This is a genomic window from Streptomyces sp. N50 (genome assembly GCF_033335955.1).
GTDB lineage: Bacteria > Actinomycetota > Actinomycetes > Streptomycetales > Streptomycetaceae > Streptomyces.
This window is the reverse complement of sequence record NZ_CP137549.1, coordinates 8,835,827-8,861,440: the sequence shown is the minus strand read 5'-3', so window position 1 is coordinate 8,861,440 and position 25,614 is coordinate 8,835,827. Positions and strand designations below refer to the sequence as shown.

Annotated in this window: 24 protein-coding genes; 8 read left to right on the top strand and 16 right to left on the bottom strand. The window is 71.0% G+C overall.

The window, feature by feature from the left end; genetic code table 11:
* Positions 1-24: 24 nt before the first annotated feature.
* Positions 25-636, top strand: a complete 612-nt coding sequence (locus tag R2B38_RS39285) for a PAS domain S-box protein (protein ID WP_411978608.1) — start codon at positions 25-27, stop codon at positions 634-636.
* On the opposite strand, the gene R2B38_RS39280 is transcribed toward R2B38_RS39285, so the two are convergent.
* Complete coding sequence (locus R2B38_RS39280; protein WP_318020567.1) at positions 567-1,499, bottom strand: DUF3626 domain-containing protein; 933 nt, start codon at positions 1,497-1,499, stop codon at positions 567-569. The two genes, R2B38_RS39285 and R2B38_RS39280, sit on opposite strands and share 70 nt — an antisense overlap.
* Positions 1,500-1,586: 87 nt before the next feature.
* Here R2B38_RS39280 and R2B38_RS39275 point away from each other — a divergent pair, with 87 nt between their 5' ends.
* Positions 1,587-2,081, top strand: coding sequence for an FBP domain-containing protein (locus R2B38_RS39275; protein ID WP_318020566.1), 495 nt, complete (start codon positions 1,587-1,589; stop codon positions 2,079-2,081).
* An 8-nt stretch (positions 2,082-2,089) separates the two neighbouring features.
* Here the strand turns inward: R2B38_RS39275 and R2B38_RS39270 are convergent, their stop codons facing one another.
* Positions 2,090-3,085, bottom strand: coding sequence for a zinc-binding alcohol dehydrogenase family protein (locus R2B38_RS39270; protein ID WP_318020565.1), 996 nt, complete (start codon positions 3,083-3,085; stop codon positions 2,090-2,092).
* A 194-nt stretch (positions 3,086-3,279) separates the two neighbouring features.
* Here R2B38_RS39270 and R2B38_RS39265 point away from each other — a divergent pair, with 194 nt between their 5' ends.
* Positions 3,280-3,846: a CGNR zinc finger domain-containing protein gene (locus R2B38_RS39265; protein WP_318020564.1), complete on the top strand. Its 567-nt coding sequence runs from the start codon at positions 3,280-3,282 to the stop codon at positions 3,844-3,846.
* Positions 3,847-3,930: 84 nt separating this feature from the next.
* Here the strand turns inward: R2B38_RS39265 and R2B38_RS39260 are convergent, their stop codons facing one another.
* A complete protein-coding gene (locus tag R2B38_RS39260; RefSeq protein WP_318020563.1) occupies positions 3,931-4,524 on the bottom strand; it encodes a TIGR03086 family metal-binding protein in 594 nt (197 codons plus the stop codon).
* Positions 4,525-4,651: 127 nt separating this feature from the next.
* Here R2B38_RS39260 and R2B38_RS39255 point away from each other — a divergent pair, with 127 nt between their 5' ends.
* The 3 genes from R2B38_RS39255 (at position 4,652) to R2B38_RS39245 (ending at position 8,360) form a co-directional block, all read left to right on the top strand.
* The gene (locus R2B38_RS39255) at positions 4,652-5,905 is read left to right on the top strand and encodes an FUSC family protein (protein WP_318020562.1); all 1,254 of its coding nucleotides are present in this window, start codon (positions 4,652-4,654) and stop codon (positions 5,903-5,905) included.
* A gap of 44 nt (positions 5,906-5,949) precedes the next feature.
* Positions 5,950-6,990 (top strand): hypothetical protein, encoded by a 1,041-nt coding sequence (locus tag R2B38_RS39250; protein ID WP_318020561.1) that lies wholly within the window; start codon positions 5,950-5,952, stop codon positions 6,988-6,990.
* A gap of 149 nt (positions 6,991-7,139) precedes the next feature.
* A complete protein-coding gene (locus R2B38_RS39245; protein WP_318020560.1) occupies positions 7,140-8,360 on the top strand; it encodes a lactonase family protein in 1,221 nt (406 codons plus the stop codon).
* On the opposite strand, the gene R2B38_RS39240 is transcribed toward R2B38_RS39245, so the two are convergent.
* Positions 8,328-9,053 (bottom strand): DUF2470 domain-containing protein, encoded by a 726-nt coding sequence (locus R2B38_RS39240; RefSeq protein WP_318020559.1) that lies wholly within the window; start codon positions 9,051-9,053, stop codon positions 8,328-8,330. The two genes, R2B38_RS39245 and R2B38_RS39240, sit on opposite strands and share 33 nt — an antisense overlap.
* Before the next feature lie 121 nt (positions 9,054-9,174).
* Positions 9,175-9,783, bottom strand: a complete 609-nt coding sequence (locus R2B38_RS39235; protein ID WP_318020558.1) for a TetR/AcrR family transcriptional regulator — start codon at positions 9,781-9,783, stop codon at positions 9,175-9,177.
* A gap of 118 nt (positions 9,784-9,901) precedes the next feature.
* Here R2B38_RS39235 and R2B38_RS39230 point away from each other — a divergent pair, with 118 nt between their 5' ends.
* A complete protein-coding gene (locus tag R2B38_RS39230) occupies positions 9,902-11,434 on the top strand; it encodes a cytochrome P450 (protein ID WP_318020557.1) in 1,533 nt (510 codons plus the stop codon).
* Here R2B38_RS39230 and R2B38_RS39225 read toward each other — a convergent pair.
* Both R2B38_RS39225 and sigJ read right to left on the bottom strand, forming a co-directional pair.
* Positions 11,396-12,226, bottom strand: a complete 831-nt coding sequence (locus tag R2B38_RS39225) for a pentapeptide repeat-containing protein (protein WP_318020556.1) — start codon at positions 12,224-12,226, stop codon at positions 11,396-11,398. The two genes, R2B38_RS39230 and R2B38_RS39225, sit on opposite strands and share 39 nt — an antisense overlap.
* 313 nt (positions 12,227-12,539) lie before the next feature.
* Positions 12,540-13,445, bottom strand: a complete 906-nt coding sequence (gene sigJ, locus R2B38_RS39220; protein ID WP_318020555.1) for an RNA polymerase sigma factor SigJ — start codon at positions 13,443-13,445, stop codon at positions 12,540-12,542.
* Positions 13,446-13,551: 106 nt separating this feature from the next.
* Here sigJ and R2B38_RS39215 point away from each other — a divergent pair, with 106 nt between their 5' ends.
* Entirely contained in the window at positions 13,552-15,717 is a 2,166-nt protein-coding gene (locus R2B38_RS39215; protein WP_318020554.1) for a hypothetical protein, read from the top strand.
* 24 nt (positions 15,718-15,741) lie between these two features.
* Here the strand turns inward: R2B38_RS39215 and R2B38_RS39210 are convergent, their stop codons facing one another.
* The 9 genes from R2B38_RS39210 to R2B38_RS39170 form a co-directional block, all read right to left on the bottom strand.
* Positions 15,742-16,371: an FxLYD domain-containing protein gene (locus tag R2B38_RS39210; protein ID WP_318020553.1), complete on the bottom strand. Its 630-nt coding sequence runs from the start codon at positions 16,369-16,371 to the stop codon at positions 15,742-15,744.
* Between the two features lie 88 nt (positions 16,372-16,459).
* Positions 16,460-17,764 carry an alpha/beta fold hydrolase gene (locus tag R2B38_RS39205; protein WP_318020552.1) on the bottom strand — a complete coding sequence of 435 codons (1,305 nt, stop codon included), beginning with the start codon at positions 17,762-17,764 and terminating at the stop codon, positions 16,460-16,462.
* 111 nt (positions 17,765-17,875) lie between these two features.
* On the bottom strand, positions 17,876-18,907 hold the full coding sequence (locus tag R2B38_RS39200) for a LacI family DNA-binding transcriptional regulator (protein ID WP_318020551.1): 1,032 nt from the start codon (positions 18,905-18,907) through the stop codon (positions 17,876-17,878).
* An 88-nt stretch (positions 18,908-18,995) separates the two neighbouring features.
* Positions 18,996-20,408 (bottom strand): BNR repeat-containing protein, encoded by a 1,413-nt coding sequence (locus R2B38_RS39195; RefSeq protein WP_318020550.1) that lies wholly within the window; start codon positions 20,406-20,408, stop codon positions 18,996-18,998.
* A 19-nt stretch (positions 20,409-20,427) separates the two neighbouring features.
* Positions 20,428-20,748: an L-rhamnose mutarotase gene (locus R2B38_RS39190; protein ID WP_318020549.1), complete on the bottom strand. Its 321-nt coding sequence runs from the start codon at positions 20,746-20,748 to the stop codon at positions 20,428-20,430.
* 42 nt (positions 20,749-20,790) lie between these two features.
* Positions 20,791-21,873: a rhamnose ABC transporter substrate-binding protein gene (rhaS, locus tag R2B38_RS39185; RefSeq protein ID WP_318020548.1), complete on the bottom strand. Its 1,083-nt coding sequence runs from the start codon at positions 21,871-21,873 to the stop codon at positions 20,791-20,793.
* A 102-nt stretch (positions 21,874-21,975) separates the two neighbouring features.
* Positions 21,976-22,950, bottom strand: a complete 975-nt coding sequence (locus tag R2B38_RS39180; protein WP_318020547.1) for an ABC transporter permease — start codon at positions 22,948-22,950, stop codon at positions 21,976-21,978.
* Entirely contained in the window at positions 22,943-23,983 is a 1,041-nt protein-coding gene (locus tag R2B38_RS39175; protein WP_318020546.1) for an ABC transporter permease, read from the bottom strand. Before R2B38_RS39175 ends, R2B38_RS39180 begins: the two co-directional genes overlap by 8 nt.
* A 43-nt stretch (positions 23,984-24,026) precedes the next feature.
* On the bottom strand, positions 24,027-25,544 hold the full coding sequence (locus R2B38_RS39170) for a sugar ABC transporter ATP-binding protein (RefSeq protein ID WP_318020545.1): 1,518 nt from the start codon (positions 25,542-25,544) through the stop codon (positions 24,027-24,029).
* Positions 25,545-25,614 lie beyond the last annotated feature (70 nt).

Here is a 25,614-nt window from a genome sequence, read left to right as displayed (position 1 = left end):
GTGGTGTGGCGCAACCGTGCCCTGATGCTCTTCGACCGCGTGGCGGTGCCGGTCGCGGTGTGTGACGTGTACGGCTCGGTGCAGGCCGCCAATCCCGCGATGGCGGCGGAGTGCGGTACGACGCCGGGGCGGCTGCGCGGCCGGGACGTACTCGACCTCTTCCAGCCGCAGGAGTCCGGCCAGGTGGAGCGGATCGCGCAGGCGCTGCGGCTGCGGCACCGGTCGCGCTACCAGGTGTCGGTTCGGTGGCGGGCCCCTAACGGCACTGAGCGCTATGGGGAGTTGACGGCCGACCCGGTCAGCGACACCGTCGAGGAGACACCGGCACTGCTGGTCATGCTCCGCGTACAGGGCGAGGGCGGCCCCGGCGACGGCGCACCCGACGAAGCCACCCCCGCGCAGGCCACCCCGATCGAGGCCCGCATCCTGGCGCTGCTCGCCGGCGGCGCCACCACAGCCCGCGCGGCCCGCGAGACCGGCCTCACGACGGACGGCGTGACCTATCACCTACGGCGCCTCTCGGCCCGCTGGGACGCGGCGAACCGCACCGAACTGGTCGCCCGCGCCTATGCGGTTGGGGTACTGGCGCCAGGGGTCTGGCCACCGGTACCTGTCACGGGCACCGACGAACGGTAGGCCGTACCCGCTCCCTCCGGCGCCCCGAAGCGGGCAAGCGTGTGCCACACCATCTTCAGGTCCTGGAGTTCGTGGCGACCGGTGCGGGCCGCGTCGCCGATGACCCTCGGGTCGATGACACCGCGCTCGGCGACAAGGCCGCCGAGATCGGCGTACTCCTGACCCCGGTAGTCCGCGTGCCGGTGCAACTCCCGCACGGTGAGCCGGTACCCGGGGTGCCATTCGACGGGGCAGGGCAGACGGCGGGCCGCGGTCTCGACGGGGGTGCCTCGGTAACTCCCGTCCAGGACAAGGGCCTCCACGTCCCGGGCGAGGACGACACCGCCGTGCACCTGGGTCTCGATGTAGTCGTTCAGGGCGTCCTGTTCGTCTTCGTCGGCCTCGGCGAGCGCGATCAGGTTCATGCCGGAGGCGACGCCGAAGTCGGTCGGTTCGGCCGCGCTGTCCGGGTAGCAGAAGGTCGCGCGGGCGAGGGTCGTACCGCGCAGCCGGAAGTGCGAGGAGCCGAACCGCGGGGCGGCGCCGACCACTTGGCGCCGGAAGTTCAGCCCGCCGTACACCGGTCGCTCGGGTGCGGGCGCGTCGTCGTAGGCACCGGCGAAGATCCGGCTCTCCCAGCGCCAACGGTCGCCGCCGGGGCGGGCGGTGAGGCCGCCGTTGCTGGTGCCGGTCACGAACTGCGAGTGGTACGTGCCGTCCTGGGCCAGCGCGTCGAGGATGGGGCGGCCGGTCGCCGTCGCCGTGCGGTCGGGGTGGAAGTTGAGGGTGATGCGGAGGCGTGGGTCGACGGGCGGACCCGAGGAGCCCTCGGCCACATGCCGCAGTGCCCGTGCCTGCCGCGCACCGACGCCCCCGAAATCCATTGGCTCCTCCACCGCTCGCCTCATTACCCTGGACCGAAACCTAGACCCCCTAGGTTTCGGGACAAGCACCGCCCAGGAGACTCCCCCATGAGATCACTCACCGAGCAGGACATCCGCGACTCCTTCATCAACTGCTCGAAGGGCGAGGCGAAGCGGCTCGCGATCCCCCGCGATCTCGACACCCGCCCGTGGGCCGACCTGGACTTCCTGGGCTGGCGAGATCCCGGGGCACCGGACCGCAGCTACCTCGTCGCCGAGCGGGCGGACGGGCTGATCGGCGTCACGCTCCGCTTCCCGTCCGCACGGCGCGGCTTTCTGCACCGGAGCATGTGTTCGCTGTGCGTGACGACCCACCCGGGCGGCGGCGTCTCCCTGATGACCGCGCGCAAGGCAGGCCCGGCGGGCCGCGAGGGCAACTCGGTCGGCCTGTACATGTGCGCCGACCTCGCCTGTTCCCTCTACGTGCGCGGCAGGAAGATCCCCGAGTCGGGCATCCGCATCGAGGAGAGCCTGACCGTGGAGCAGCAGATCGACCGGACGGTGGGCAATCTGACGGCGTTCCTGGACAAGCTGTACGTCTGACCCCGGTCTCACCTCACGGCGATCACGATCTTCCCCCGGTTGTCCCGCCGCTCCAGCCGCTCGTGGGCGGCCCGCGCCTCGGCCAGCGGTACGACGGTCTCGATCGGCACCCGGTACGTGCCGGCGGCGACCCGCTCGGCGAGTTCCCGCAGGTCCGCGCGGGGGTCGTAGCCACCGTGGATCTGGAGGTTGGTGAGCTGGAAGCCGAGGATCGAGGCGTTCTTCGGGTAGAAGTCGCGGGTGTCGACGGTGCTCGGCTCCAGGGCGACATTGGCGAGGGCGACGACCCGGCCGCCGTGGCCGATCTCGCGCAGGCTGCGCCCGAAGGCCGGGCCGCCGACGGTGTCGAGGACGACGTCCGCACCCCGCCCGCCGGTGAGCCGTAGCACCTCGTCGACCTCCGCGTCGTCGGGGTACGAGGACGTGTCGAGCGTCGCGTGGGCGCCGAACTCCCCTGCCCACGCGGCCTTTTCGGGTGATCCGGCGAGGGCGACGACCCGGGCGCCGGTCTCGGCCGCGATCTGTACGGCCGCGCTGCCGACCCCGCTCGCGGCGGCCTTCACGACCACCGTGTCCTCCTTGGTGACCCGGGCGAGGTGCCGCAGGCAGTACCAGGCCGACAGCCAGGCGACAGGCAGCGCGGCCGCGTGCGCGAGGTCGATCCCGTCGGGCAGGGCGGCCACCTGGGTGGCGGGTACGGCCGCCAACTCGGCATAGAAACCAGGTGAGTTCACACCATCGAGGGCCACGACCCGTTGCCCGACCGTGAATCCGGTGACGCCCTCCCCCAGCGCGGCGACCGTCCCGGCTCCCTCGACCCCCGGGATCAGCGGCGGCTTCCCGGCCCGGTGGTAGTTCCCGGACCTGATCAGGGCGTCCGCCCGGTTCACGCCCGCCGCGGCGACCCGCACCAGGACCTGCCCGGGACCCGCGACCGGGTCGGGCACCTCGACCGGTACCAGCACCTCGGGCCCGCCGAACTCGTCGATCCGTACCGCACGCATACCGCACCTGCTCCCTGTCACGGCCACCGAATCCGGGCCGATCCGACTGACACCAGTTGAACTGGTGTCACCATGCGACACCGCACGAACCGGTGTCAAGGCTTGTCGGATACCGTCGGCCGCCGCCGGTCCGTCGCCGACCCGCCCCTCTCGTACACCGCATGAACCGGTGTACGCGAGGTAAGCTCGCCGCCATGACCAACCCGCCCGTCTTTCCGTTCATCGGCGGACGCCCCTGCCTGAACTTCGTGGCGACCCTCGGCAAACGGCACGGCACGCCCATGGAGCGGCTTCCCGACCCGGCGGCCCTGGCCGGCTGGATCACGGAGGCGGAGCTGTCGGTGGGCACCGAGCCGGTGCGGGTCACGGCCCGGGAGCTGGCGGACGCGCGCACTCTGCGCGAGGCTCTCTACCGGGTCCTACGGGACGCGATGGCCGGCCGGGAACCGGCGGCGGCCGATGTCGACCGGGTCAACGAGGCCGCAGCGCGGCCGGATCTCGCGCCCCAACTGGGCGACCAGCGCTGGAAGTCGGCGCATCCGGCGCGCGCCGCGCTGGCGACGGTGGCCCGGGACGGCGTGCTGCTGGTGGGCAGTTCACTGCTGGAGCGGGTCAAGGAGTGCGAGAACCCGGAGTGTTCACTGCTGTTCCTCGACGACTCCCAGGCCCGCCGCCGCCGTTGGTGCTCGATGGACCGCTGCGGCAACCTCGCGAAGATCGCGGGCTATCGGTCGCGCAGCCGGGCCGCCGTGACCGAGTGACGGCGGATCGACCACGTAGTCGGTGAACCGCACCTGGTCCAGGGTCAGTTCATTGCGGTCCTCCGCGGCGGGGTGGGATTTCCCTCAGGACGCGGCAGGCGTCCAGTGCGGGTCGCGGCCGAGGAAGGCGAGGAGTGCCTCGGCCCGGTCGTACTCGTCCCTCACCTCCAGCGCGGGGGCGAACACCCGGTAGGAGTCCCGGAGTTGGTCGACGAGCCGGTCCGCGGCCGGCCAGATGCCCTCGGCCAGGGCGGGCTCCAGCGGCCGGTTCTGGCCGGTGGCCGCCGCGATGTCCCAGGCGTGCACGGCCGCGTCCATGGCGGCCGTCGCCGCGGCGAACGGAAGGGGCAGCGGGCCCAACGGGGTCGGCACCTGCTCGGCGTCGGCGGGCAGGTGCGCGTACGCGTCCGCCACCATGCGCAGCACCTTGTCGAGTTCGGCGGCCGGGTCGCCGGCGAGGGTGTCCGCGGGGTGGAAGGGGTCGGAGTCGGGCCGGTCGCCGGTGAGGACGAGGCCGTAGGCCTGCTGGTCGATGCGCGCGTGGTTGAGGACCTGCCGCACCGTCCACCCGGTGCACGGCGTCGGCGCCGACCAGGCCGCCTCGGGCACGGCGGCGACCACCTCGCGCAGGTAGTCGTGCGAGCGGGTCAGTACCTCGATGCCGTGGATGTTCGTCATGAACGTTCCCTCCCCGTTGCTCTGTCCGGTACCGACAATCTAGGACGGCTTGCGGACAGTTACTGTCCTCAAGAGAAACGTTCAGCGCATCTGTTCGGCGCATCTGGTGAGAGGGAATAGGCCAAGGATGCGAGATGTCCGGGAGTGGACGGCGCCGCTGGTGCGGTTCGTGGGGCGGCACCGGGACCCGGTGGTCGTCCAGACGCTGCGGTCCGCGACCGCGGCGACGGTCGCCTACGTCGTCGCGCTGCGCCTGAGCCCCGAGCCCGCGCCGCTGACCGCTCCCCTCACCGCGCTCCTCGTCGTCCAGGTCACGCTCTACGCCACCCTCACCAACGGCATCCGCCGCGTGACCGCCGTGGTCGCGGGCGTGCTCGTCGCCATCGCCTTCAGCCTGCTGGTCGGTCTGACCTGGTGGAGCCTGGCCCTGCTGATCGTGGCCGCGCTGGTGGTGGGGCGGCTGGTGCGGGTCGACGAATACGTTCCCGAGGTGGCGATCAGCGCGATGCTGGTCCTCGGCGTCACCACGGTCGGCAACACGGCCTGGGCACGCATCGTGGAGACACTGATCGGCGCGGTCGTCGGACTCGGCTGCAATCTGCTGCTCGCTCCCCCGGTGTGGGTCGACGAGGCCGGCGAGTCCATCGAGGGCCTGGCCCGTCGGCTACGGCGGCTGATGCGGCGCATGGGCGAGGAGGCCGCGGGCCGCACACCCGTCGACCACGCCACCGCGCGGCTGCACGAGGCGCGCCGGCTCGACCACGACATCGTCGAGGTGGACGCGGCCCTGCGGCAGGCCGAGGACAGCCTGCGGCTCAATCCGCGCGTACGGGAGGGGCTGCTGCACCGGGTCGTGCTGCGCACCGGCCTGGACACCCTGGAGATCTGCACGGTCGTGCTCCGCGTCCTCGCCCGTACCTTCACCGACCTGGCGAAACAGCGCGACCCCGAGCCGCTGTTCGCACCGCCGACGGGGGCCGCCGTAGAACAGCTGCTGTCCGAGATCGGGGACGCCGTGGTCAGTTTCGCGGTGCTGGTGACCACCGATGTGACGGTGAGCGCCGAGTCCGCGGAGTCACGGCTCACCGCCGAGCTGCACACGGCCGCCGCGACCCGGGACAAGCTGGCCCAGCTGCTCCTGGAGGAGGTCCAGCGCGACGCGGCCCAGTGGCAGCTGCTGGGCGCGATGCTGACCGAGGTCAACCGCATGCTGGACGAGCTGGACACCGAGCACCGTTCGCGCCGGCTCCTTGAGGAACTCGACCGGTGCGCCGCCGAGCAGCGGGAACGCCTGCCGTGGCTGACCTGGCTGCGGGAGCGGGTGGGCGTACCGGACCGGCTGCGCAGGAACCGGGGCGGGGGCGCCGATCGTTCTAGGTGACGAAGTCACCGGAGCCCCCGGCGACCGAACAGGGGGGCGGGCGCATGACCGACAGCACCGTACGGATCGACGGGAACACCCTGCGGCTGCCCGGCGGGGTGGCGGTGCGGTTCATCCGCACGCTGCGGCTGCCGGAGACAGGCACGCATCCATTGCCGCCGGGACTCGGCGACTTCCCGGTCCGGCGGGTCGCGGACTTCCCGGACACCGTGCCCGAGGAGTGGCGGGCGCGCGGCGGGGTGATGCTGCCGGTGTATCTGCGCGAGGCGATGTGGCTGAGCTTCGCGGGCACACAGGAGCCGGCCGCGCTGCAGGTCGGGGTCGGCAAGGTGTGCGCGGTCTCCGGCGAGCCGTGGAGCGACCGGCTCTCCCGGGACCCGCAGAACTATGTGGTGCTGCCCCGCCAGCCCTGGCTCGACGGCATCAACTCCGGGAAGGGCACGGTCCGTCAGTTCGTGGCGGTCCCGCTCGGCCTCGGCGCGACCGTCGAGGGACAGGTCACGGGCGAGGAGGTGTGGGGCGGCGTCCAGCTCCGGTCCTTCCCGCTCGGCGAACGGGAGTTGGCCAAGTGGCGCGAGGCGGAGCGACGCCGCTCCCAGCAGTCACGCGCGCGTGCGACGGGCCTGCCGACCGGGGGCTACGGCATGCCCGCCATGCCGATGATGTCCGCCCCCGGCGCTCCCCCGGCACCGAGCCCCCGGGCCACCGCCATGGGACTCGGCGTCGGCGGTTCGATGCGCCAGGAGGTCTACGAGGACGACCGCCCGCTCACGTCCTGGGCGAAGGAGCCCGCCGGGCGGGTCTTCGTGCACCTGGTCACGCCTCCGGAGTGGCGCCGCATCACCGGCGAGGAGCCGCCGCCGTCACCGGTGGACCGCGCCGCGTACACCCGGGCGGGACTGCCCTGGTTCGACTACTACGACCAGGACGCCGAGGATCTCGTCCCCACGGACACCCTGGGCGCGGTGCGGCCGGTCGGTGACTGGCTGGGCGACGACCACGAACCCTGGCAGCAGCCGACGCCCGGCCAGGTGCAGCCCCTCAAGGACGCCAAGGGCAAGCCGGTGGAGGACGGCGACTGGTAGGCCGCTCACCGGGCAGTCGACCGGGCAGGGCGCACTCCCGACGCCCGTTGCACACAATGCAACGCCCGTTGCCGGTCTTGCGCTCAACAGCCCCCGCACGCCAAGGTTGCTGTGACGACCGAGGCGAGCGACGACCTGAGGGTGTGGGCATGACGAGTGATGCGGAGGCGTCACGCGAGGGCTGGAGCAGGCGCCGTTTCATCGGCGCCCTGGGCGGAGCGGCGGCAGTGGTCGCGGTCCCTGCCCCGGCCTCGGCACCGGCGGATCCCGAATCCGCCCCGCCGACCGGCTCGACGACCGCACCGGCACCCGGCGCACACCGCAAGGCCAAGGCCTCCGGCCCCCGCCCCCTCTACCTCGGCACGTACACCTCGGTCGACGGCGGCGGCACGGGCATCGGCCTGGCCACCTACGACGCGTCGACCGGCCGGATCACCGGCGCGGGCACGCTCACCGGCGTCGCCGACCCGTCGTACCTCACCGTGCACCCCGACGGCCGCACGCTGTACGCGGTCGACGAACAGACGGCCGGCGCGGTGACCGCCGTACGCCTGGCGGACCGCAAGATCCTCGGCGCGCGGAGCACCGGCGGCGCGGGCCCCTGCCATCTGTCCGTGCACCCCACCGGACGCTGGCTGCTCAGCGCGAACTACACGTCCGGCAGCGTGGCCGTGCACCCCATCGACACCTCGGGCGCGCTCGGCGAGCGCACCGCGCTGGCCAAGCACTCCAGTCCGCAGCCGGGCCCCGGCCAGGACGGCCCGCACGCGCACCAGTTCGTGACCAGTCCCGACGGCGGCCATGTCCTCGCCGTCGACCTGGGCACCGACACGGTCTACACCTACCGCCTGGACACCACGAAGGGCACGCTCACCGAGGTCTCGCAGGCGCACACCCGCGCGGGCGCGGGCCCGCGCAGCCTCACGTTCCACCCGGGCGGCCGCTACGCCTACCTGGCCAACGAGGTCGACGACACCATCGCGGTCTGCGCCTACGACCCGGCCACGGGCGCCCTCTCGATCGGCGCCCCGCAGTCCAGCGGCAGCACGGGCAGTACCACCAACTACCCGGCGCAGATCCTGGTGACGTCGAACGGCGCCTACGCCTATCTCGCCAACCGGGGCGACAACACCCTTGCCCGGTACGCCGTCGAGGCGGACGGCGCCCGGCTCAGGCTGCTCGGCACGGTGCCGGTGTCCGGTGACTTCCCGCGGCAGATCGCCCTCTCGCCGGACGGGACGCTGCTGTTCACCGCGAACCAGAGGTCCAGCACGGTCAGCGTGTTCCACGTGGACGACAGCACGGGTCAACTCACCCTCGCGGGCGAGCCGTTCGCGTCACCGGTCGCCGTCTGTGCGCTGCCGCTGTAGGGGGCGCGGGCAGGACGCGGCACTGGCCTGGGTGAGCAGCACGTGCATGCGCTCGGTGAGATGGGAGACCGTGTCGGCGGGCGCGTGGAACGGCAGCCGTACGTCGCCGTGGGCGCGGGCGCGCTCGATGCGCAGGGTCAGTCCGTGCCGGTCCACGGCGAGAGGCTGGACGCGGACCGCGCCGTGCAGGCTGTCGGGCTCGACGAGCCGGGTGAGCCGCTCGACCGCGTCGGAGTGGCAGTCGGCGAGATGGGTCAGCAGCTGGGCCTCGGCCAGGGCCAGCGGGTCGGGCTCGGCGGCGGCGAACTCGTCGAGGTCGATGACGACCGCGCCGGTCGGCGGGCGCAGCACCACGCGCGTTGCCCGGAAGGCGAGTTGACCCTCCTCGGGCACGAACCACCCGGCCAGCCACAGCCTGGCTCGGATACGGTTGCGTACGGGGACGGGCGCGACGTCCGCGAACTCCAGGACGGCGGACGGCTCTCCGCGGGGCGCGCAGATCGCGGCCGCCAACAGGGCGCTGTCCTCGGGCACTTGCAGAAGTACCCGGCCGTCGTCGTCCACGCTGTGCGCTCCGACGAACTCCTCGCGACCGCCCTCCGCGGTCACCGCGCAGGACCATGCGGCGGCGAGCACCGAGCGGGCTCGCTCGGCCGCGGCAGGCACGGCCGTCCACGTCTGGCTGTCACCCATCCCTGAACCTCCTTAGGTAAGCCTTGCCTAACTTACCGAAGATCGGGGCGCACGCCAACCACGCCACGCAATAACTCCACCAAGTCACCGAGGACGAGTGCCGAGCGGATCCGGGACGAGTTCAGGGCGAGATGACGCCCAACAGCGCCCGCGCGCACAGATCGCGCACCTGCTCCCGGCTCAACTCCGGCCCCCGCAGCCACTCCAGACAGACGGCGGTGGTGAAGGCCAGCCATCCGCGCACCGCGAGCTTCGCGTCGGGCCGCTCCGCCACGGCCCGCCCGAACTCGGGATCCGCCGCGAGCGCGGCCAGGATCTGCCGCTCCTGTGCGGCCAACGCCCGCTGGTAGACCCGCCGTACGGTCTGATCGCCCGCAGCGTCGGCACGATGGAAGGCGCGGTAGCCGTGCGCGTGGGTGTGCACGTACTCCAGATACGTGTTGAGAGCGACGGCGAGCTGCTCACGGGCGGGCACGCCCGGCACCGCCGCCGTCATCCGCAGCATCCGCTCGCTCTCGCGCTCCACGACGGCCGCGAAGAAGTCCCGCTTGGTCGGGAAGTAGTGGTAGAGCAGCCCGCGGGAGACCCCGGCGATCTCGGCGACCTGCTCGATCCACACGTCGTCGTAGGGATCCTCCGAGAACAGCCGCGCGCCCACCGTGAGGAGTTGCTCCCGGCGCTCCTCGGTGCTGAGCCGGCGGCGCGTGCGCTCACCCTGATTGGCGGCCATTCCCGCACTTTACTTGACGTCGGTTCAACAACGGGATCAGACTGGAATCCGTTATTGAACCCACGTACAACAGGCTCTGTGCCCCTCAACGGTCCGCAGGATCAAGGGAGATCGCGTCATGGCGGAGACGACGACGGCGACGCCGACCGCGCTGCCGAAGGGATTCCGGGACGCCGAGCAGGGCTGGCCCCACCTCGACCGCATCCCGCGTCCCCCGCGCCGGGTCCCACTGCTCGGCGACGTCCTCGGCGCCGACCGCCGCACCCCCCTCCAGGACTCGCTGCGCTTCGCCCGCCAACTGGGCCCGATCTTCCGGCGGAAGGCCTTCGGCAAGGAGTTCGTGTTCGTGTGGGGCGCGGACCTGGTCGCCGACATGGCGGACGAGTCACGGTTCGCCAAGCATGTCGGCCTGGGCGTCGCCAACCTGCGGCCGGTCGCCGGGGACGGCCTGTTCACCGCGTACAACCACGAGCCCAACTGGCAGTTGGCACATGATGTGTTGGCCCCCGGCTTCAGCCGCGAGGCGATGGCGGGCTACCACCCGATGATGCTGTCCGTGGCCGAGCGCCTCACCGACCACTGGGACCGCGAACTGACCGCCGGACGCGCGGTGGACGTCCCCGGCGACATGACGAAGCTGACCCTGGAGACGATCTCGCGCACCGGCTTCGGCCACGACTTCGGCTCCTTCGAACGCGACCGCCCGCACCCCTTCGTGACGTCGATGGTGGGCACGCTCAGCTACGCGCAACGCCTCAACTCCGTACCGTCCCCCTTGGCCCCGCTCCTCCTGCGCACCGCAACTCGCCGCAACGAGGCGGACATCGCCTACCTCAACCGCACGGTCGACGACATGGTGCGGGCCCGCCGCGACAACGGAGGCGGCGACGGCGACCTGCTGGACCGGATGCTCGACACCACCCACCCCGGCACCGGCGAACGCCTCTCCCCGGAGAACGTCCGCCGCCAGGTCATCACCTTCCTGGTCGCCGGCCACGAGACGACCTCGGGCTCTCTCTCCTTCGCCCTGCACTACCTCGCCCGCCACCCCGAGATCGCGGCCCGCGCCCGCGCCGAGGTGGACCAGGTCTGGGGCGACACGCGGACCCCCGGCTACGAGCAGGTCGCCAAGCTGCGCTACGTCCGCCGGGTCCTCGACGAGTCGCTACGGCTCTGGCCGACGGCCCCCGCGTACGCCCGAGAAGCCACGCAGGACACCGAGTTGACCGGGGTCCACCCGATGCGCCGGGGCGCCTGGGCGCTGATCCTCACGCCGATGCTGCACCGCGACCCCGAGGTGTGGGGCGCGGACGCCGAGGAGTTCGACCCGGACCGCTTCGACGCCAAGGCCGTACGCTCCCGCGCCCCGCACACCTTCAAGCCGTTCGGGACGGGGGCGCGGGCCTGCATCGGCCGCCAATTCGCCCTGCACGAGGCGACGTTGGTCCTGGGTCTGCTGCTGCGCCGCTACGAGCTGCGCCCCGACCCCGCCTACCGCCTGCGCGTGACCGAGCGCCTGACGTTGATGCCGGAGGGCCTGCGTCTGCACCTCGACCGCCGTACGGCAGTAACCCCGGCCGCGGAAGCCGTGTCCATCCCCGACAACGGCCGCTCAGAGCCCCGCTGTCCAGTGCACGGGACGGACGACTGACTCCGGCAGCCTCGTCCCGGCACTCCCCCGGGCCGCGTTGACCTGCGGCTGGGTGAGGAAGAACGCGCCGGTCAGATCCGCGTCCGTGAGATCGGCGTCCCGCAGATCGGCACCGATCAGATCCGCGCCGCGCAGGTCGGCCCCGGTGAGATCGGCGGCGATGAGGTAGGCACCGCGCAGATCGGCCCGGCTCAGATCGGCGCCCCTGAGCCGGGCACCCATGAGGTCGGCGCCCCGCCGCTCCTTCTTCCTGCCGCGCACTCCGGCCCGCACCAACTCGCTGGTCCGCAGCAGGAGTTCGTTGACCTCCTGCCGGTGCGCGCCCACGTCCAGCGCGGCGAGCTCTTCGGGAGTCCCGCGCGTGAGTTCCTCGGTACGGGCGAGAGCCCGGCGCAGGTCGGGGTGGACCGGGCCGGCGGCGGGGAGGGTGAGCGCCTCGGTGAGGTACCAGAGCAGTTCATGGAGCTGCCGTACGACGGGAAACACATCGAACATCCGCCGGGCCCGCTCCCGGGGAGCCGTGCGCCAGTCCTGTCCGGCGAAGGTGACCTGGGAGACCTGCTGCCCGGCGCCGAAGCAGTCGTAGACCGTGCAGCCGGTGAAGCCACCGGTCCGGAGCTTCGCGTGGATTCCGCAGCGGTGGTCGCCCTGGAGGTTCGGGCACGGCGTCCCGGCGGCCTTGTCGAGCGCGAAATCGGCCGAGACGGCGAAGGGCAGCGCCACACAGCACAGGCCGAAGCAGCGGGCGCAGTCGCCGCGGAGGTCGGACCGGGTCGCTATGTGATCTTCCATGGTGTCCAGCCTACTGATCCGGGGCGGCGGGCCCCGATCCGCGCGCCCAACTGACCGCGCCCTTCTGCGGGTTGGGCGGCTGGTACCGGCAACCCGGCTTCCGGGGCTGCATGATCGTCAACGCGGCGACGCAGCGGCACACTCCGCCCGGGGCACTCCCATGGCGCACGGCGCCGGGTTCGAACTCCGCACCGGACTGGCCCTGTTCGGCCCGGCGAGCGGATCGGGTTCTCGTACACGATGAACCTGACCCGCTCGGAGTTCCCGGACCGACGGCCGCTGGACCTGCTGGCCTCGTTGCACGAGGCGGCGCTCACTTCCCCAGGGCGCTCGCACCGAGGCGCGCCAGCCGGTCAGGGTCCGACAGGATGTACATCTCGGTGATCCGGCCGTCGGCGACAGTGACGCCCATGACCGAGAGGACCAGTCCCTCGGGGGCGTTGACTACGCCCACCGAGCCGTTGACGAGGGCGAGTCGGGCGTGGCGGGCGAACGGGGCGAACATGAGCGCCTGTTCGGCGACCGCGCGTGCGCCGCGCATCGCCTTGGAGGCGGCCGCGCCCCGTACGAGGGTTCCGGAGTCGGCGCGCAGGGCCACGTCCGGGTGGAGGAGGGCGACGAGGGCGTCGAAGTCGCCCTCGCGGGCGGCGGCGAGGAAGGCCTCGACGATCTCGCGCTGGCGGGCGAGGTCGGGGGCCGTCGAGGGGCTCGCGCCCTGGACCCGGCGGCGGGCTCTGCTGGCGAGTTGGCGGGTCGCGGCCGAACCGCGTTCCACGATCGGGGAGATGTCGTCGAAGGGCACCGCGAACAGGTCGTGCAGGACGAACGCGAGGCGTTCGGCGGGTTCCAGCGTCTCCAGGACGACGAGGAGGGCGAGGCCCACGGAGTCGGCGTGGAGTACTTCCTCCTCCGGGTCGAGTTCCGTGAGGGGTCTGAGCAGGGGGTCGGGGACGAAGGTCCCGGTGAAGGCCTCGTCCATCGGGTCCTCACGGCGGGACGCACGGGAGCGCAGCAGGTCGAGGCAGACCCGGCCGACGACCGTGGTCAGCCAGCCGCCGAGGTTCCTGATGTCGTCCGCGTCGGTCCGGCTGAGCTTCAGCCAGGTCTCCTGGACGGCGTCCTCCGCCTCGGGCACCGAGCCGAGCATGCGGTAGGCGACCGCGCGCAGCCGGCCCCGGTGTTCCTCGAAGCGGTCCGCCAGCAGGTCCTCGTCGTTCATACCGTCCCCGTTCCCCGTCATGGAAAGCCGGGGTGATCAAAACACGTCCGCCGCCGCCTCGCCCATGCGTTTGCGGGGCCGGTGGGGCGGGACGACGATGTGAGGCATGGACCCGCTCGGCGTCGCGTCCCGCAGGCTGCCGCGCATCGCGGCCGTGATCCTCGCCGTCCTCGCCACCGCGGTCCTCACCATCACCGCCACGGCCCGCTCGACCGTGGTCTCCCCTGGTTTCTACCGGTCCGCACTGAACGAGCAGAACGCCTACGACCGTCTGTACAACCAGGTGCTGGTCGATCCGGGGACCGCTGCGGTCACCCGGGGGCTGCTGGCCCGGCTGCCCGTTCCGGAGGCCCAGGTCACCTCCAATCTCAAGCTGGTGCTGCCGCCGGAGACGGTCCGGGATCTCACCGAGCGGCAGATCGACGCCGTGGTGGGCTATCTGGGCGGCAAGCGCGACGCGCTGGACCTCACGGTCGATCTGCGGCCGGTGCTGGCCAACCTCAACGACCTGGCCCAGATCTACTTCGGCGACCTCGTCGCCTCGGTCCAGGACCGGCCCGAGCCCGACTTCCAGCGGTTCTCCACCGACCTGTCCGCCGCCCTGGGTGCCGTGGTCGCGGGGGACGTGCCCGCCGGGCTGCCCGCCCTGCCGCTGACCGAGGCGCAGGCGGACCAAGCGGCCGGGACTCTGGTGAGCGGTCTGCCCGCCGCCGAACGGGACGCCCTGCGTCCGGCCGTCGAGACGGCACTGCGGGACGGCGATGTCGCGACCGCACTCGCGACCGTCGCCCCCGCCGTCGTGACGGACCGCACCCGTACGGCCGCCGACCGGCTCCGCGCGACCGTCGACGGCGGCATCTGGAATCTCACGGACACGCTCACCGCGTCCGGCAACGGCCTGGCGCCCCTCCACCACGCCCGCACCTACACCGCCGTCGGCCTCGCCCTGGCGGAGACACTCGCCGCGGCGCTCCTCGCCGTGGCCCTGGTGGTGCTGTGGGTCGCCGGGGACTCCGCGTCTCCGGGCCGCCGACTGCTGCCGCTGGGCTGGTCGCTCGCCGCCGGCGGGGTGCTGGCCGGGTTGCTCGCCGTCCTGTTCCGGCTGGTCAGCGGCGGGCGGGTGATCGACCCGCCGGGCTCCTGGCCGCCGAGCCTGGCCCGGCTGCTCGACGACATACAGCGCACCGCCCTGGACCGGCTCACGACCACCGCCCTCACGACCGCCCTCGTCCCCGTACTGGCCGGCGCCCTCCTGACCGGTGTCGGCTGGGCCCTTCAGGTCCGGCCGCACGTTCCCGCGCTGCCCCGCCTCCGCCGGCTGGCCCTCGCCACGGGCGGCACCGCCGTCGCCGGCGTCCTGCTCGTGCCGTACGCCGTCACGCCCGCCGCGTCCCGTACCTGCGAGGGCAGCGCGGCACTGTGCGGCCGGTCCTACGACGAGGTCGCCTACCTCACCTCGCACAACGCGATGTCCACGACCGTCGACCGGTTCATCGGCCCGCTTCAAGACCCGGGAATCTCAACCCAGTTGGACGACGGGGTGCGTGCCCTCCAGATCGACACCTACCGCTGGGAGCGGCCGGACGAGATCACGCGACGGCTCGCCGAGTCCGACTTCACCCCGGAACAGCGGAAGTTCATCGCCTCGGCCGTGGACAGGTTCAACCCGCCGCGCGACGGCCTGTGGCTGTGTCACTCCGTGTGCCGGGCCGGCGCCCTCGCGCTGGTGCCCGCGCTGCGCGAGATCGGTGACTGGACGCGCGCCCATCCGACCGAGGTCGTCACGCTGATCGTGCAGGACGCGATCAGCGGCGAGGACACGCAACAGGCTTTTGCGCAGGCCGGGTTGAGCGATCTCGTGCACACTCCGGACGCCGATCCCGCGAAGCCGTGGCCGACCCTGGGCGAGCTGATCGACAGCGGACGTCGGCTCGTCGTCTTCGCGGAGCGGGCCGACGGCCCGGCGCCCTTGTACCGGAACTTCTACGACTACGGGATGGAGACGCCGTTCGCGTTCCGCACGCCGGACGCGATGAGCTGCGTGCCGTATCGCGGCGGCACCGACAAACGACTCTTCCTGCTCAACCATTTCATCACCATCGACGGCGGCAGCCGACTGGACGCGGGGAAGGTCAACTCCCGCCAGTACGTGCTCGACCGCGTCCACCGCTGCGAGCGGGAACGCGGTCGGCCGGTGAACTTCGTCGCCGTCGACTACACGACGATCGGCGACGCGGGTGGAGCCGTGGACGCACTCAACTCCGAGCGCTGAGGCGCCCGTTGCCCGACACCTCGCTCAATACCGTTGCGCCTTCGCCAACTTGGGGGTCAGCACCGGCTCCGGCGGCTTGGCGCTGATGGCGACCGGCTGGGCCTTCGCGCCGGGGGCGAGGTTCTCGGCGCCGACGTAACGGGTCTCCACCACCTTCCCCGAGGAGTCGAGGAAGTCGACCTGGACGGCGTAGGACGCCTTCTTGTCGGTCTTGTTGGTGATGGTGACGACGACGGCGAGCAGCCCGCTGGTCTGGGCGCGCGGCTTGCCGGTCATGGCCACGTCCGACATCGCGTTGCCCTGGCCCTTGACGTCCTTCAGTTCGTTCTGGGCGTCCTTGCTCGCGCGTGCCACCTCGGAGGACACGGAGGCCTCGAAGGAGGACGCGGCCGCCGACGCGGAGGACGCCGCGGCCGAGGCCTGCGCGCGGGCCGACGCGACCGCCGAGGACGCGGCCGACTTCAGGGCCGACGGTGTCATGCCCGAGAAGGAGGCCGTGTCCGGGGCCGATGGCTGCGAGCTGCTGCTCCCGGAGCTGTCGTTGTCGTCGCCGCACGACACCAGCGCGACCGTGCTCGCCGCGACGACGGCGAGGACCAGGGCGGCCGGGCGCCCCCGGCGGAGCGACTTGCTGTTCAGTGGCTTGGTATTCATCGAAATGAACCTTATGCCGGACATTTCGCCACTGCATGTCCTCGACGGCCACCCGGTGGAACCCGCCACCAGCCGCAGAGCCCCTGCCCTACACCTCGTCCCGCGTCAGAGCGAGCAGCCGGTCCAGGACCCGGGGCCCGCCCGCCCGTACCCCGTCGTGCTCGAACTCGTCGGTGACCCAGGTGCGCAGGCCGCGGATCGCGCGGGCGGTCTGCAGGGAGTGGGTCGCGTCGACGTACATGTCGTCGTGGTAGACGGCCGCGGCGACCGGGACCTCGTTGGCGGCGAGGCGCGCGGGGTCGTAGAGGGGCTGCCAGTCGGTGTGGGCGGCGAGGAGTTCGGCGGTGTCGCGGAGCGGGCGCAGGGCGGGGTCGCAGTCGAACATCCAGGGGTGGATGGACTCGCCGGTGAAGAGGAGGGGGCTGTCGCCCGCAAGGGTCTTCGCCGCGTCGAACTGCGGGAACTCGGCGCGGACACGCTCCGCCGACCACGCGGTGGGGCGGCTGTCCTGGCCGTAGCACGCCTCGTGGACGAGGGCGTAGAGGGGGTGTCCGGCGTAGGAGAGGGAGTTCTGGACCTCTTCCTGGAACGCGTCGGAGAGTTCGTGGCCGCTCGGGGTGCGGACGAAGGCGTTCTCCAGGAGGAAGTGGAGGCGGTGGCTGCCGTCGCTGCCGCCGAGCATGATGCCGAGGGACTGGAAGGCCTCGGCGGTGAGCCGGTAGCCGTTCGGGAGGACCGGCTCGTGCCGCATCAGGTGCTCGGCGATACGGCGGGCCCGTTCCACGTCCTGCGGGTAGCGGTCGTAGTGGGCGGCGACCTTGCCTTCGATGCGCGGGTAGGCGGCGCGGTAGACGTCGTCGGCGTGGGCGTCGAGGGACGGCAGGCCGCCGGTGAGGACTGCGGCGCGCAGGCCTTCGGGGGCGGTGGAGAGGTAGTTCACCGTGCAGAAGCCGCCGAAGCTCTGGCCGAGGACGGTCCAGGGGGCGCCGCCGGTGAGGGCGGGGCGGATCGTCTCGCAGTCCCGGACGATCGAGTCGGCGCGGAAGTGCGTGAGGTGCTCAGCCTGCTCGGCCGGGCCGCCGCGCAGCGGGAGCGTCTGCCGGGTGAGTGGGGTGGAGCGACCGGTGCCGCGCTGGTCCAGGAGGAGCACGCGGTACTCGTCGAGGGCGCGGTCGAGCCAGGCCTGTCTACCGACGAAACGATTCGCCCCGAAACCGGGTCCACCCTGGAGGTAAAGCAGCCACGGCAGGTCCTCGCGGTGCGCCTTGTCGCTCGCGACGACCTCACGGGCGTAGAGCTCGATGGTCTCGCCCGTGGGGTCCTCGTGGTCGAGGGGCACGGTGAAGTGGCGGTCGGTGAGGACGACGCCGGGCTGGCGGTAGCTGACGGACAACGGGTCTCCTGGGACGGACGATTTACGGGCCGCGTCACATCTCAGCACATGCGCGTCCGATATCCGACCCCCTGGATCATGAAATCCTACGGATCACTACTGACTCGCCGATCAGCGGGCCGCCAGGCTGGAGCGACGCACCACCAGTTCCGGCTGGAGCACGACCCGCCGGTGCTCGTGCGGGCGAGCCGTCGTGTCCGCCTCCGCCTCCGTCTCCTCCAGGAGCAGCTCGGCGGCCAACGCGCCCATGGTGACTGCCGGTTGACGGACCGAGGTGAGCGGTACGGCCGCCGCCGCGGCGAACTCGATGTCGTCGTAGCCGACGATCGCGAGGTCGTCGGGGACGCCGACCCCGGCCGCGTACATGGCCTGGAGCACGCCGAGGGCGAGGAGGTCGTTCGCGCAGAAGACGGCCGTGGGCCGGTCGGCGAGGCCGAGCAGCCGGGCTCCGGCGTCCCGCCCGGCCGCCACGTCGAGCCGGTCGGTGGGCAGCTCGCGCAGCGCGTCGGGGTCGAGCCCGGCCTCGGCGAGCGCGTTCTTCGCGCCCGTACGACGGTCCCGCACCTGGTTGAAGCCGGGCGGGCCGCTGACGTACGCGATGGAGCGGTGACCGGCGTCGACCAGGTGCCGCACCGCGAGCGCGCCGCCGGCGACGTCGTCGACGGAGACCGAGCACTCGGTGGTGCCCTCGGCGACCCGGTCGACGAGCACGAAGGGGATGCCGTGCCGGCGGAACGACTCGATGTTGCGTCCGGTCGCGTCGGCCGGGGTCAACAGCACGCCCCGCACCCGCTGTTCGGCGAAGAGCGAGAGGTAGTCGGCCTCCTCGACGGGGCTCTGCGCGCTGTTGCAGACCATCACGCCCAGCCCTGACTCACGCGCGGCCCGCTCGGCGCCACGGGCCACGTCCACGAAGAACGGGTTGCCCATGTCGAGCACGAGCAGCCCCATGATCCGGCTGCGCCCGGCGCGCAACTGACGTGCGGACTCGCTTCGCACATACCCGAGCCGGTCGATCGCGGACAGCACCCGGGCCCGGGTCTCCGTGGCGACGGTGTCCGGGCGGTTGATGACGTTCGAGACCGTGCCGACGGAGACTCCGGCGGCGCGGGCGACGTCCTTGATACCCACCGGCTGGGCCATCAGGCGGAGACCTCCAGGGTGACGTGGGACGGCGGGCAGGTCTTCACATTACCGCCATGACCTGTGCCGACTCCTGCGGCGGTGCCGCTCACGCGGGCAGGGCGAAGTCGACGACGTGGAGTGCCGAGGGGGTCGTACCGCTCGACTTCTCCTGGTACATGAACGACAGCACGTTGTCGGCCCGCACCCGCAGCTCGTCGACGACGACCTCGCCGAACGCGTTCAGCCCGCTCCCGTCGTACAGCAGCGCCCAGTCGGTGTACCCGGAGGACTTCGAGGCCCCGGCGATCCGGCCGTAGGGCAGCACGGCATAGGCGTTGTCGTACTTGTCCAGGACCAGTTTGGTGCGCTGGCTGGAGTTGAGCGCGATGGGGATCTCGGTCTTCTGCCAGGTGCCCGACGCGTTCTTGCGGACGTGGAAGGCGCGGCCGTTGGCGGTGCGGTCGGTGACGTAGTTGGTGGTGCACTGCCCGAAGCGGCCGGGGACGTAGCTGATGATCGCGTGCGGAAGGCCGGTGGAGTCGGTGGACTGGCTCTCCTGGTTCATCAGGGAGTGGTCGGGGTCGAGGGGGTCGACGACCAGGCCCGCGTCCGTGACGGCCACGGTGTTCGAACTGCCCGTCGTTCCTACGGCGGTTCCGGCATCGTTGCGCCAAGTGCGGCCCCGGTCGGTCGAGTAGACGTATCCGGTGTCGTGGTTGGTGATGCCACCGCTGCTGCACATCACGGCGGCGGACTGCTCGCGCCAGGTGAAGAAGGAGTGCAGCCGGCCGTTCACGTCGTAGTCGATGCCGTGCAGGTACATGTTGCGGGCGGTGCTGGAGCCGTGCGCGCTGGTGTAGGTGCCGGTCGAGCTGCTCCACTCCCCCAGGGCCGTCCAGCTCGAACCGTCGTACTCCGCAAGGGCGTTGCGGCCGTTGCCGGAGATCCCGACGCGGTAGCTGAGCTGCAGCTTGCCTTCGGGGGTGGCGATGAACTGGGGGTAGGTGAACTGGGTGGTGAGGGCGACGCCGTCCAGCGATGTCTGTACGGCGCCGAGGACGGCCGAAGTCCAGGCGGTGGACGCCGGGTTGTCGAGGAGGCCGGCGACCGACTTGACGTAGAAGAAGCCGTCGCTGTGGGAGTCCAGGTTGAGGTGAAGACGGCCGTCGACACGGGAGACACCCATGGAGATGACGTTGTGGGAGTCGTCGCTCTTGAGGGTGTGGGAGAGGGTGATCGTGGACCAGGTGGTCGCGCCCAGGACCCGGCGGGCGACGACGGCGTGCTTGGTGGCGGTGTACCAGGCCGCGTACTGGTAGCCCTTGTAGGTCAACAGGCCGTTCTTCTGGAACGAGTTGTTGTTGACCAGGCCGTCGTACGAGACGAAGTAGACGGCCTGGGCGTCGAGTTGGGTGGTGCTCTTCTTGGTGACGGACGGGCCGGGGACGGCCGCCCGCGCGATGCCCGGCGTTGCCACGGCCGCAAGTATGGCGGTCGTGAGCACGGCGCGTCTTCTCATGAGCGGCTCCTGTGGGGGATCACGCGAGGTGGAAGGCCTCGGTGAGGGGCTTCATCGCTTCGTCGGGACGGGCGCCGTCCAGGGACTCGAAGAACGGCGCCATCTCCGCCTGCCAGCGGGAGTTGATGTCGGTGGCTGCCATGCCGGCCTGGGCGGCGGCGAAGTCCTCGGTCTCCAAGTAGCCGACCAGCAGGCCGTCTTCACGCAGGAAGAGCGAGTAGTTGTGCCAGCCGGTGGCCGAGAGTGCGTCGAGCATCTCGGGCCACACGGCGGCGTGCCGCTCGCGGTACTCGTCGAGGCGGTCCGCCCGGACCTTCAGCAGGAAGCACACGCGTTGCATCAACACCCCTTGAATGAAAGGGACTTCAGGGACTTCGGGGGATCAGAAGTTGAACTGGTCGATGTTCTTCGCGTCGAACACGGTCGGCTTGCCGAGGTTGATCACGCCGTCCTTGCCGATGGTGTACGACGTCCCGCCGGCCTTGAAGGTCTCGCCCTCCTTGCCGGTGATCTGCCCCGACACCAGCGCCACCGCCGTCTGCGCGGCGAGGGCGCCGAGCTTCGCCGGGTCCCACAGCTCGAAGCCGTCGACAGTGCCGTTCTTGACGTACTTGCGCAGGTCGTTGGGGGTGCCGAGGCCGGTCAGCTTGACCTTGCCCTTGTACTTGGAGCCGGACAGGTACTGGGCCGCGGCCTTGATGCCGACGGTGGTCGGGGAGATGATCCCCTTCAGGTTCGGGTGCTCCTGGAGGAGGCCCTGGGTCTGCTGGAAGGACTGCTGGGCGTCGTCGTTGCCGTAGGCGACCTTGACCAGCTTGATGTTCTTGTACTTCGGGTCCTTCAGCTCCTCCTTCATGAAGCCGATCCAGGTGTTCTGGTTCGTCGCGGTCTGCGCGGCCGACAGGATCGCGATCTCGCCCTTGTAGCCGATCTGCTGGGCGAGCAGCTGCACCTCGGTGCGGCCGAGGTCCTCGGCGCTGGCCTGCGAGACGAAGGCGTTGCGGCACTCCGGGTTGGTGTCGGAGTCGTAGGTGACGACCTTGATCTTGTTGCTCATCGCCTGCTTGAGCGCGGTGCACAGGGCGCCCGGGTCCTGCGCGGACACGGCGATCGCGTTCACCTGCTGCTGGGTGAGCGTGTTGACGTAGGAGACCTGACCGGAGGTGTCGGTGGCGCTGGTCGTGCCAACCTCCTTGTACTTCTCGCCCAGTTCGGTGAGCGCCTTCTCGCCGCCCTTGTCGGACGTGGTGAAGTACGGGTTGTTGACCGCCTTCGGCAGGAAGGCGACGGTCAGCCCCTTCTTGAGCGCGGCATTCGGATCGGCCTTGCCACCGGTGACGGCCGACCCGGTGTTCTCGTCCTTCACGTCCTTCTTGGTGGTACCACCGCAAGCGGTGGCGACGAGCGTGAGCGAAGTGACGGCGACAAGGGCCGCAAGGGCACGGCGAAGGGATGTTTTACGCATGACACGGGTTCCTTTGATACGAGGTTGAGTGAAGCGCGCCCCAAAGGGGCGCGGGGAACGGCGCGACCAGCCCCAACGGACCCGCAGCCGCCAACCGACCGATTAGGTGGATCGTGCCGCGGCCCGAGAGACAGCGACTTGCCGAGCAACCCGAGGCCCAAGCACCGAGACCACGAGCAGAACACCGGTGACGACGATCTGAGACTGCGCGGAGACGTTCACCAGGCTCATCACGTTCTGCAAAGCCCCGAGCAGGAAGACACCGGCAACCGCGCCTCCCAACGTCCCCTTCCCCCCGTCGAAGTCGATCCCGCCGAGCAACACCGCGGCCACGACGGACAGTTCGAGCCCGGTCGCGTTGTCATAGCGAGCACTGGCGTAGTGCAGCGCCCAGAACACCCCGGTGAGAGAAGCCATCAACCCGGTCACCGTGAACAGGATCAGCTTCTGCCGCCGGACCCGAATACCGGCGAACCGAGCAGCCTCCACATTCGCCCCGATCGCGAACAACGACCGCCCGAACGGCGTGGCATGCAGCACAACCACGGCGATGGCAAGCAGCACCAGGAAGGGTAGAAACGCCTGCGGCAAGAACGTGCCCCCGAGCCGCCCGGACGCGAAGTCCAGGTACTGCGTGGGGAAATCGGTCACGGCATCGGATCCGAGCACGATCTGCGCGATCCCCCGGTACGCGGCGAGCGTGCCGATCGTGACGGCGAGCGACGGCAGCCCGAGCCGGGTCACCAACAGCCCGTTGACCAACCCGCAGACCACGCCCAGCAGCAGGCAGATCGGGATGATCGTCTCGATGGTCATGCCGTCGTTCCACAGCTTGCCCATCACCGCGCCCGACAGCCCGGCCGTGGAGGCGACCGAAAGATCGATCTCGCCGGAGACGACCAACAGCGTCATCGGTAGGGCGATCAGCGCGATGGGGAGCGTGTTGCCGATCAGGAACGACAGGTTCAGCGCGTTGCCGAAGCCGTCCACGAACGAGAAGGAGAACAGCAGCAGGACGATCAGGAGGGCGCCGACGACCGTGTCCCAGCGGATCGCGCGCGTCAACGACTCAGGCATGGCGGGCGTTCCTCTTCTTCAGTGCGGTGGCCACACGCAGGGCGACGATCCGGTCGACGGCGATGGCGAGGATGAGCAGGATGCCGTTGATGGCCAGCACCCAGACGGAACTGACGCCGAGGGCGGGCAGCACACTGTTGATGGAGGTCAGCAGGAGTGCGCCGAGGGCCGCGCCGTAGACGCTTCCGGAGCCACCGGTGAAGACCACCCCGCCGACAACCACCGCGCTGACGACGGTGAGTTCGTACCCGGTGCCGGTGCCGGAGTCGACGTTGCCGAAGCGGGCGAGGTACATCGCGCCGGCGAGTCCGGCGAGCCCGCCGCAGAAGGTGTACGCGGCGAGGGTCCGCTTGCGGACGGGGATGCCGGCGAGCCGGGCGGCCTCGGGGTTGGAGCCCAGCGCGTACAACTCCCGCCCGCTGCCGAAGTGTTTGAGGTAGTAGGCGGTGGCGACCAGTACGGCGAGCGCGATCATCGCCAGCCAGGGCACGGCCGACAGGCCGCCGGAGCCGAAGTCCACGAATCCGCCCGGGAGATCGGCGGCGGTGATCTGCCGTGAGCCGACCCAGATGGAGTCGACGCCCCGGATGATGTAGAGCGTGCCGAGGGTGACGACCAGCGCGGGCACCTGCCCCAGACTGACCAACAGCCCGTTGACCAGGCCGAGTCCGACACCGAGCAGTACCGCCAGCACGATCGCGATGACAGCGTTGCCACCGCCCTGGAGGTAGTCACCGGTGGCGAAGGCGGTGATGCCGAGCGTGGAGCCGACCGACAGGTCGACGTTGCGGGTGATGACGACCAGCGACTGCCCGGTGGCGACGAGGACCAGGATGGTCGCGTTGAGGAGCAGGTCCTTGATGCCCTGCTCGGACAGGAACTGGCTGTTGCCCGCCTGGGTGATGCCGATCATCACCAAGAAGACGACCAGGATGGCGAGTTCACGCATCTTGAAGACCCGGTCGACGAGCCGCGTGCTGCTCGACTCGGGCACCTCGGCGGCGGGCGCGGGGTTGGGAGCGGTGACCGTCATGCGGCGGCCCTCCCGAAAGCTGCAATCGTCATGAAGGACCTGTTCACGCGGCGGCCCTCCCGGTGGCTGCGGCCATCACGGTTTCCTCGGTGGCTTCGGAACGGGGGATCTCGGCGGTGAGGCGGCCCTCGTGCATCACCAGCACGCGGTCGGCCATGCCGAGGATCTCGGGCAGATCGGAGGAGATCATCAGGACGGCGACCCCATCGGCGGCCAACTCGCTGAGCAGCCGGTGCACTTCGGCCTTGGTGCCGACGTCGATGCCACGGGTCGGCTCGTCGACGATCAGCACCTTCGGGCCGGTGGCCAGCCACTTGGCGAGGACGACCTTCTGCTGGTTGCCGCCGGAGAGGGTGTTGACGGTGTCGGCGATCCGCGCGTACTTGACGTGCAGTTTCACCGCCCAGTCGAGGGAGCGGCTGCGCTCGGCGCCCCGGTCGACGAGGCCCGCCTTCACGGTCGTACGCAGGCCGGTCAGGCCGATGTTCCGCTCGATCGACATGTCCATCACCAGGCCCTGGGCGCGCCGGTCCTCGGGGACGAGGGCGAGCCCGGCGGCCATCGCGGTCGAAGGGGCGCCGTTCGTCAGCGACCTGCCGTCGACCTCGACCCCGCCGGCGTCCCACCGGTCGATGCCGAAGAGGGCCCGCGCGACTTCGGTGCGGCCTGCGCCGACGAGCCCGGCGAGCCCGACGATCTCTCCGCGCCGCACGTCGAAGGACACGTCGGTGAAGACGCCCTCGCGGGTCAACCGCTTCACGCTCAGGGCGACTTCACCGGGCTCGACGTCCTGCTTGGGGTAGAGCTCGTCGAGGTCGCGGCCGACCATGCGCCGTACGAGATCGTCCTCGGTCATGCCGTCGATGGGCTCGCTGGAAATGAGCGCGCCGTCGCGCAGGGTGGTGACGCGTTGGCAGATCTGGAAGATCTCCTCCAGGCGGTGCGAGATGAACAGGACGGCGGCGCCCTGTTCGCGCAGGGTGCGGACGACGCCGAAGAGGCGGGCGACCTCGCTGCCGGTGAGGGCGGCCGTCGGCTCGTCCATGATCAGGACGCGGGCGTCGAAGGAGAGCGCCTTGGCGATCTCCACGATCTGCTGGTCGGCGATGGACAGACCGCGCGCCGGGCGGTCGGGGTCCAACTCGACCCCGAGTCGCTTCATCAGGGCGGCGGTCGCCGCATAGGTGGCCTTGTGATCGATACGGCCCAGCGCGCGGCGGGGCTGGCGGCCCATGAAGATGTTCTCGGCGATCGACAGGTCGGGGAAGAGCGTGGGCTCCTGGTAGATCACGGCGATCCCCGCGTCGCGGGCGTCACCGGGGCCGTGGAAGAGGACGGGCGCGCCGTCGAGCAGCACCTGGCCGGCGTCGGGCCGGTGCACACCGGCGAGGGTCTTGATGAGGGTGGACTTGCCCGCGCCGTTCTCACCGGCGAGTGCGTGCACCTCACCGGGGAACAGTTCGAGGGACACGTCCCGCAGGGCGCGCACCGCGCCGAAGGACTTGGAGATGCCCTTGAGCGCGAGCACCGGGGCCGGACCCGCTTCTGACGGGTGGGTCATGAGGGGCTCCTCGACGACGCCGGCGGGTGGGCCCTCACAGCGTCGTGAAAGGTTTCAACTTGGTTGCCGG

Excerpts from the sequence above, each read along its gene's own strand:
- R2B38_RS39285 (WP_411978608.1), top strand. The coding sequence starts at position 25 with ATGCTCTTCGACCGCGTGGCGGTGCCGGTCGCGGTGTGTGACGTGTAC.
- R2B38_RS39280 (WP_318020567.1), bottom strand. The coding sequence starts at position 1,499 with ATGGATTTCGGGGGCGTCGGTGCGCGGCAGGCACGGGCACTGCGGCAT.
- R2B38_RS39275 (WP_318020566.1), top strand. The coding sequence starts at position 1,587 with ATGAGATCACTCACCGAGCAGGACATCCGCGACTCCTTCATCAACTGC.
- R2B38_RS39270 (WP_318020565.1), bottom strand. The coding sequence starts at position 3,085 with ATGCGTGCGGTACGGATCGACGAGTTCGGCGGGCCCGAGGTGCTGGTA.
- R2B38_RS39265 (WP_318020564.1), top strand. The coding sequence starts at position 3,280 with ATGACCAACCCGCCCGTCTTTCCGTTCATCGGCGGACGCCCCTGCCTG.
- R2B38_RS39260 (WP_318020563.1), bottom strand. The coding sequence starts at position 4,524 with ATGACGAACATCCACGGCATCGAGGTACTGACCCGCTCGCACGACTAC.
- R2B38_RS39255 (WP_318020562.1), top strand. The coding sequence starts at position 4,652 with ATGCGAGATGTCCGGGAGTGGACGGCGCCGCTGGTGCGGTTCGTGGGG.
- R2B38_RS39250 (WP_318020561.1), top strand. The coding sequence starts at position 5,950 with ATGACCGACAGCACCGTACGGATCGACGGGAACACCCTGCGGCTGCCC.
- R2B38_RS39245 (WP_318020560.1), top strand. The coding sequence starts at position 7,140 with ATGACGAGTGATGCGGAGGCGTCACGCGAGGGCTGGAGCAGGCGCCGT.
- R2B38_RS39240 (WP_318020559.1), bottom strand. The coding sequence starts at position 9,053 with ATGGGTGACAGCCAGACGTGGACGGCCGTGCCTGCCGCGGCCGAGCGA.
- R2B38_RS39235 (WP_318020558.1), bottom strand. The coding sequence starts at position 9,783 with ATGGCCGCCAATCAGGGTGAGCGCACGCGCCGCCGGCTCAGCACCGAG.
- R2B38_RS39230 (WP_318020557.1), top strand. The coding sequence starts at position 9,902 with ATGGCGGAGACGACGACGGCGACGCCGACCGCGCTGCCGAAGGGATTC.
- R2B38_RS39225 (WP_318020556.1), bottom strand. The coding sequence starts at position 12,226 with ATGGAAGATCACATAGCGACCCGGTCCGACCTCCGCGGCGACTGCGCC.
- sigJ (WP_318020555.1), bottom strand. The coding sequence starts at position 13,445 with ATGAACGACGAGGACCTGCTGGCGGACCGCTTCGAGGAACACCGGGGC.
- R2B38_RS39215 (WP_318020554.1), top strand. The coding sequence starts at position 13,552 with ATGGACCCGCTCGGCGTCGCGTCCCGCAGGCTGCCGCGCATCGCGGCC.
- R2B38_RS39210 (WP_318020553.1), bottom strand. The coding sequence starts at position 16,371 with ATGAATACCAAGCCACTGAACAGCAAGTCGCTCCGCCGGGGGCGCCCG.
- R2B38_RS39200 (WP_318020551.1), bottom strand. The coding sequence starts at position 18,907 with ATGGCCCAGCCGGTGGGTATCAAGGACGTCGCCCGCGCCGCCGGAGTC.
- R2B38_RS39195 (WP_318020550.1), bottom strand. The coding sequence starts at position 20,408 with ATGAGAAGACGCGCCGTGCTCACGACCGCCATACTTGCGGCCGTGGCA.
- R2B38_RS39190 (WP_318020549.1), bottom strand. The coding sequence starts at position 20,748 with ATGCAACGCGTGTGCTTCCTGCTGAAGGTCCGGGCGGACCGCCTCGAC.
- rhaS (WP_318020548.1), bottom strand. The coding sequence starts at position 21,873 with ATGCGTAAAACATCCCTTCGCCGTGCCCTTGCGGCCCTTGTCGCCGTC.
- R2B38_RS39180 (WP_318020547.1), bottom strand. The coding sequence starts at position 22,950 with ATGCCTGAGTCGTTGACGCGCGCGATCCGCTGGGACACGGTCGTCGGC.
- R2B38_RS39175 (WP_318020546.1), bottom strand. The coding sequence starts at position 23,983 with ATGACGGTCACCGCTCCCAACCCCGCGCCCGCCGCCGAGGTGCCCGAG.
- R2B38_RS39170 (WP_318020545.1), bottom strand. The coding sequence starts at position 25,544 with ATGACCCACCCGTCAGAAGCGGGTCCGGCCCCGGTGCTCGCGCTCAAG.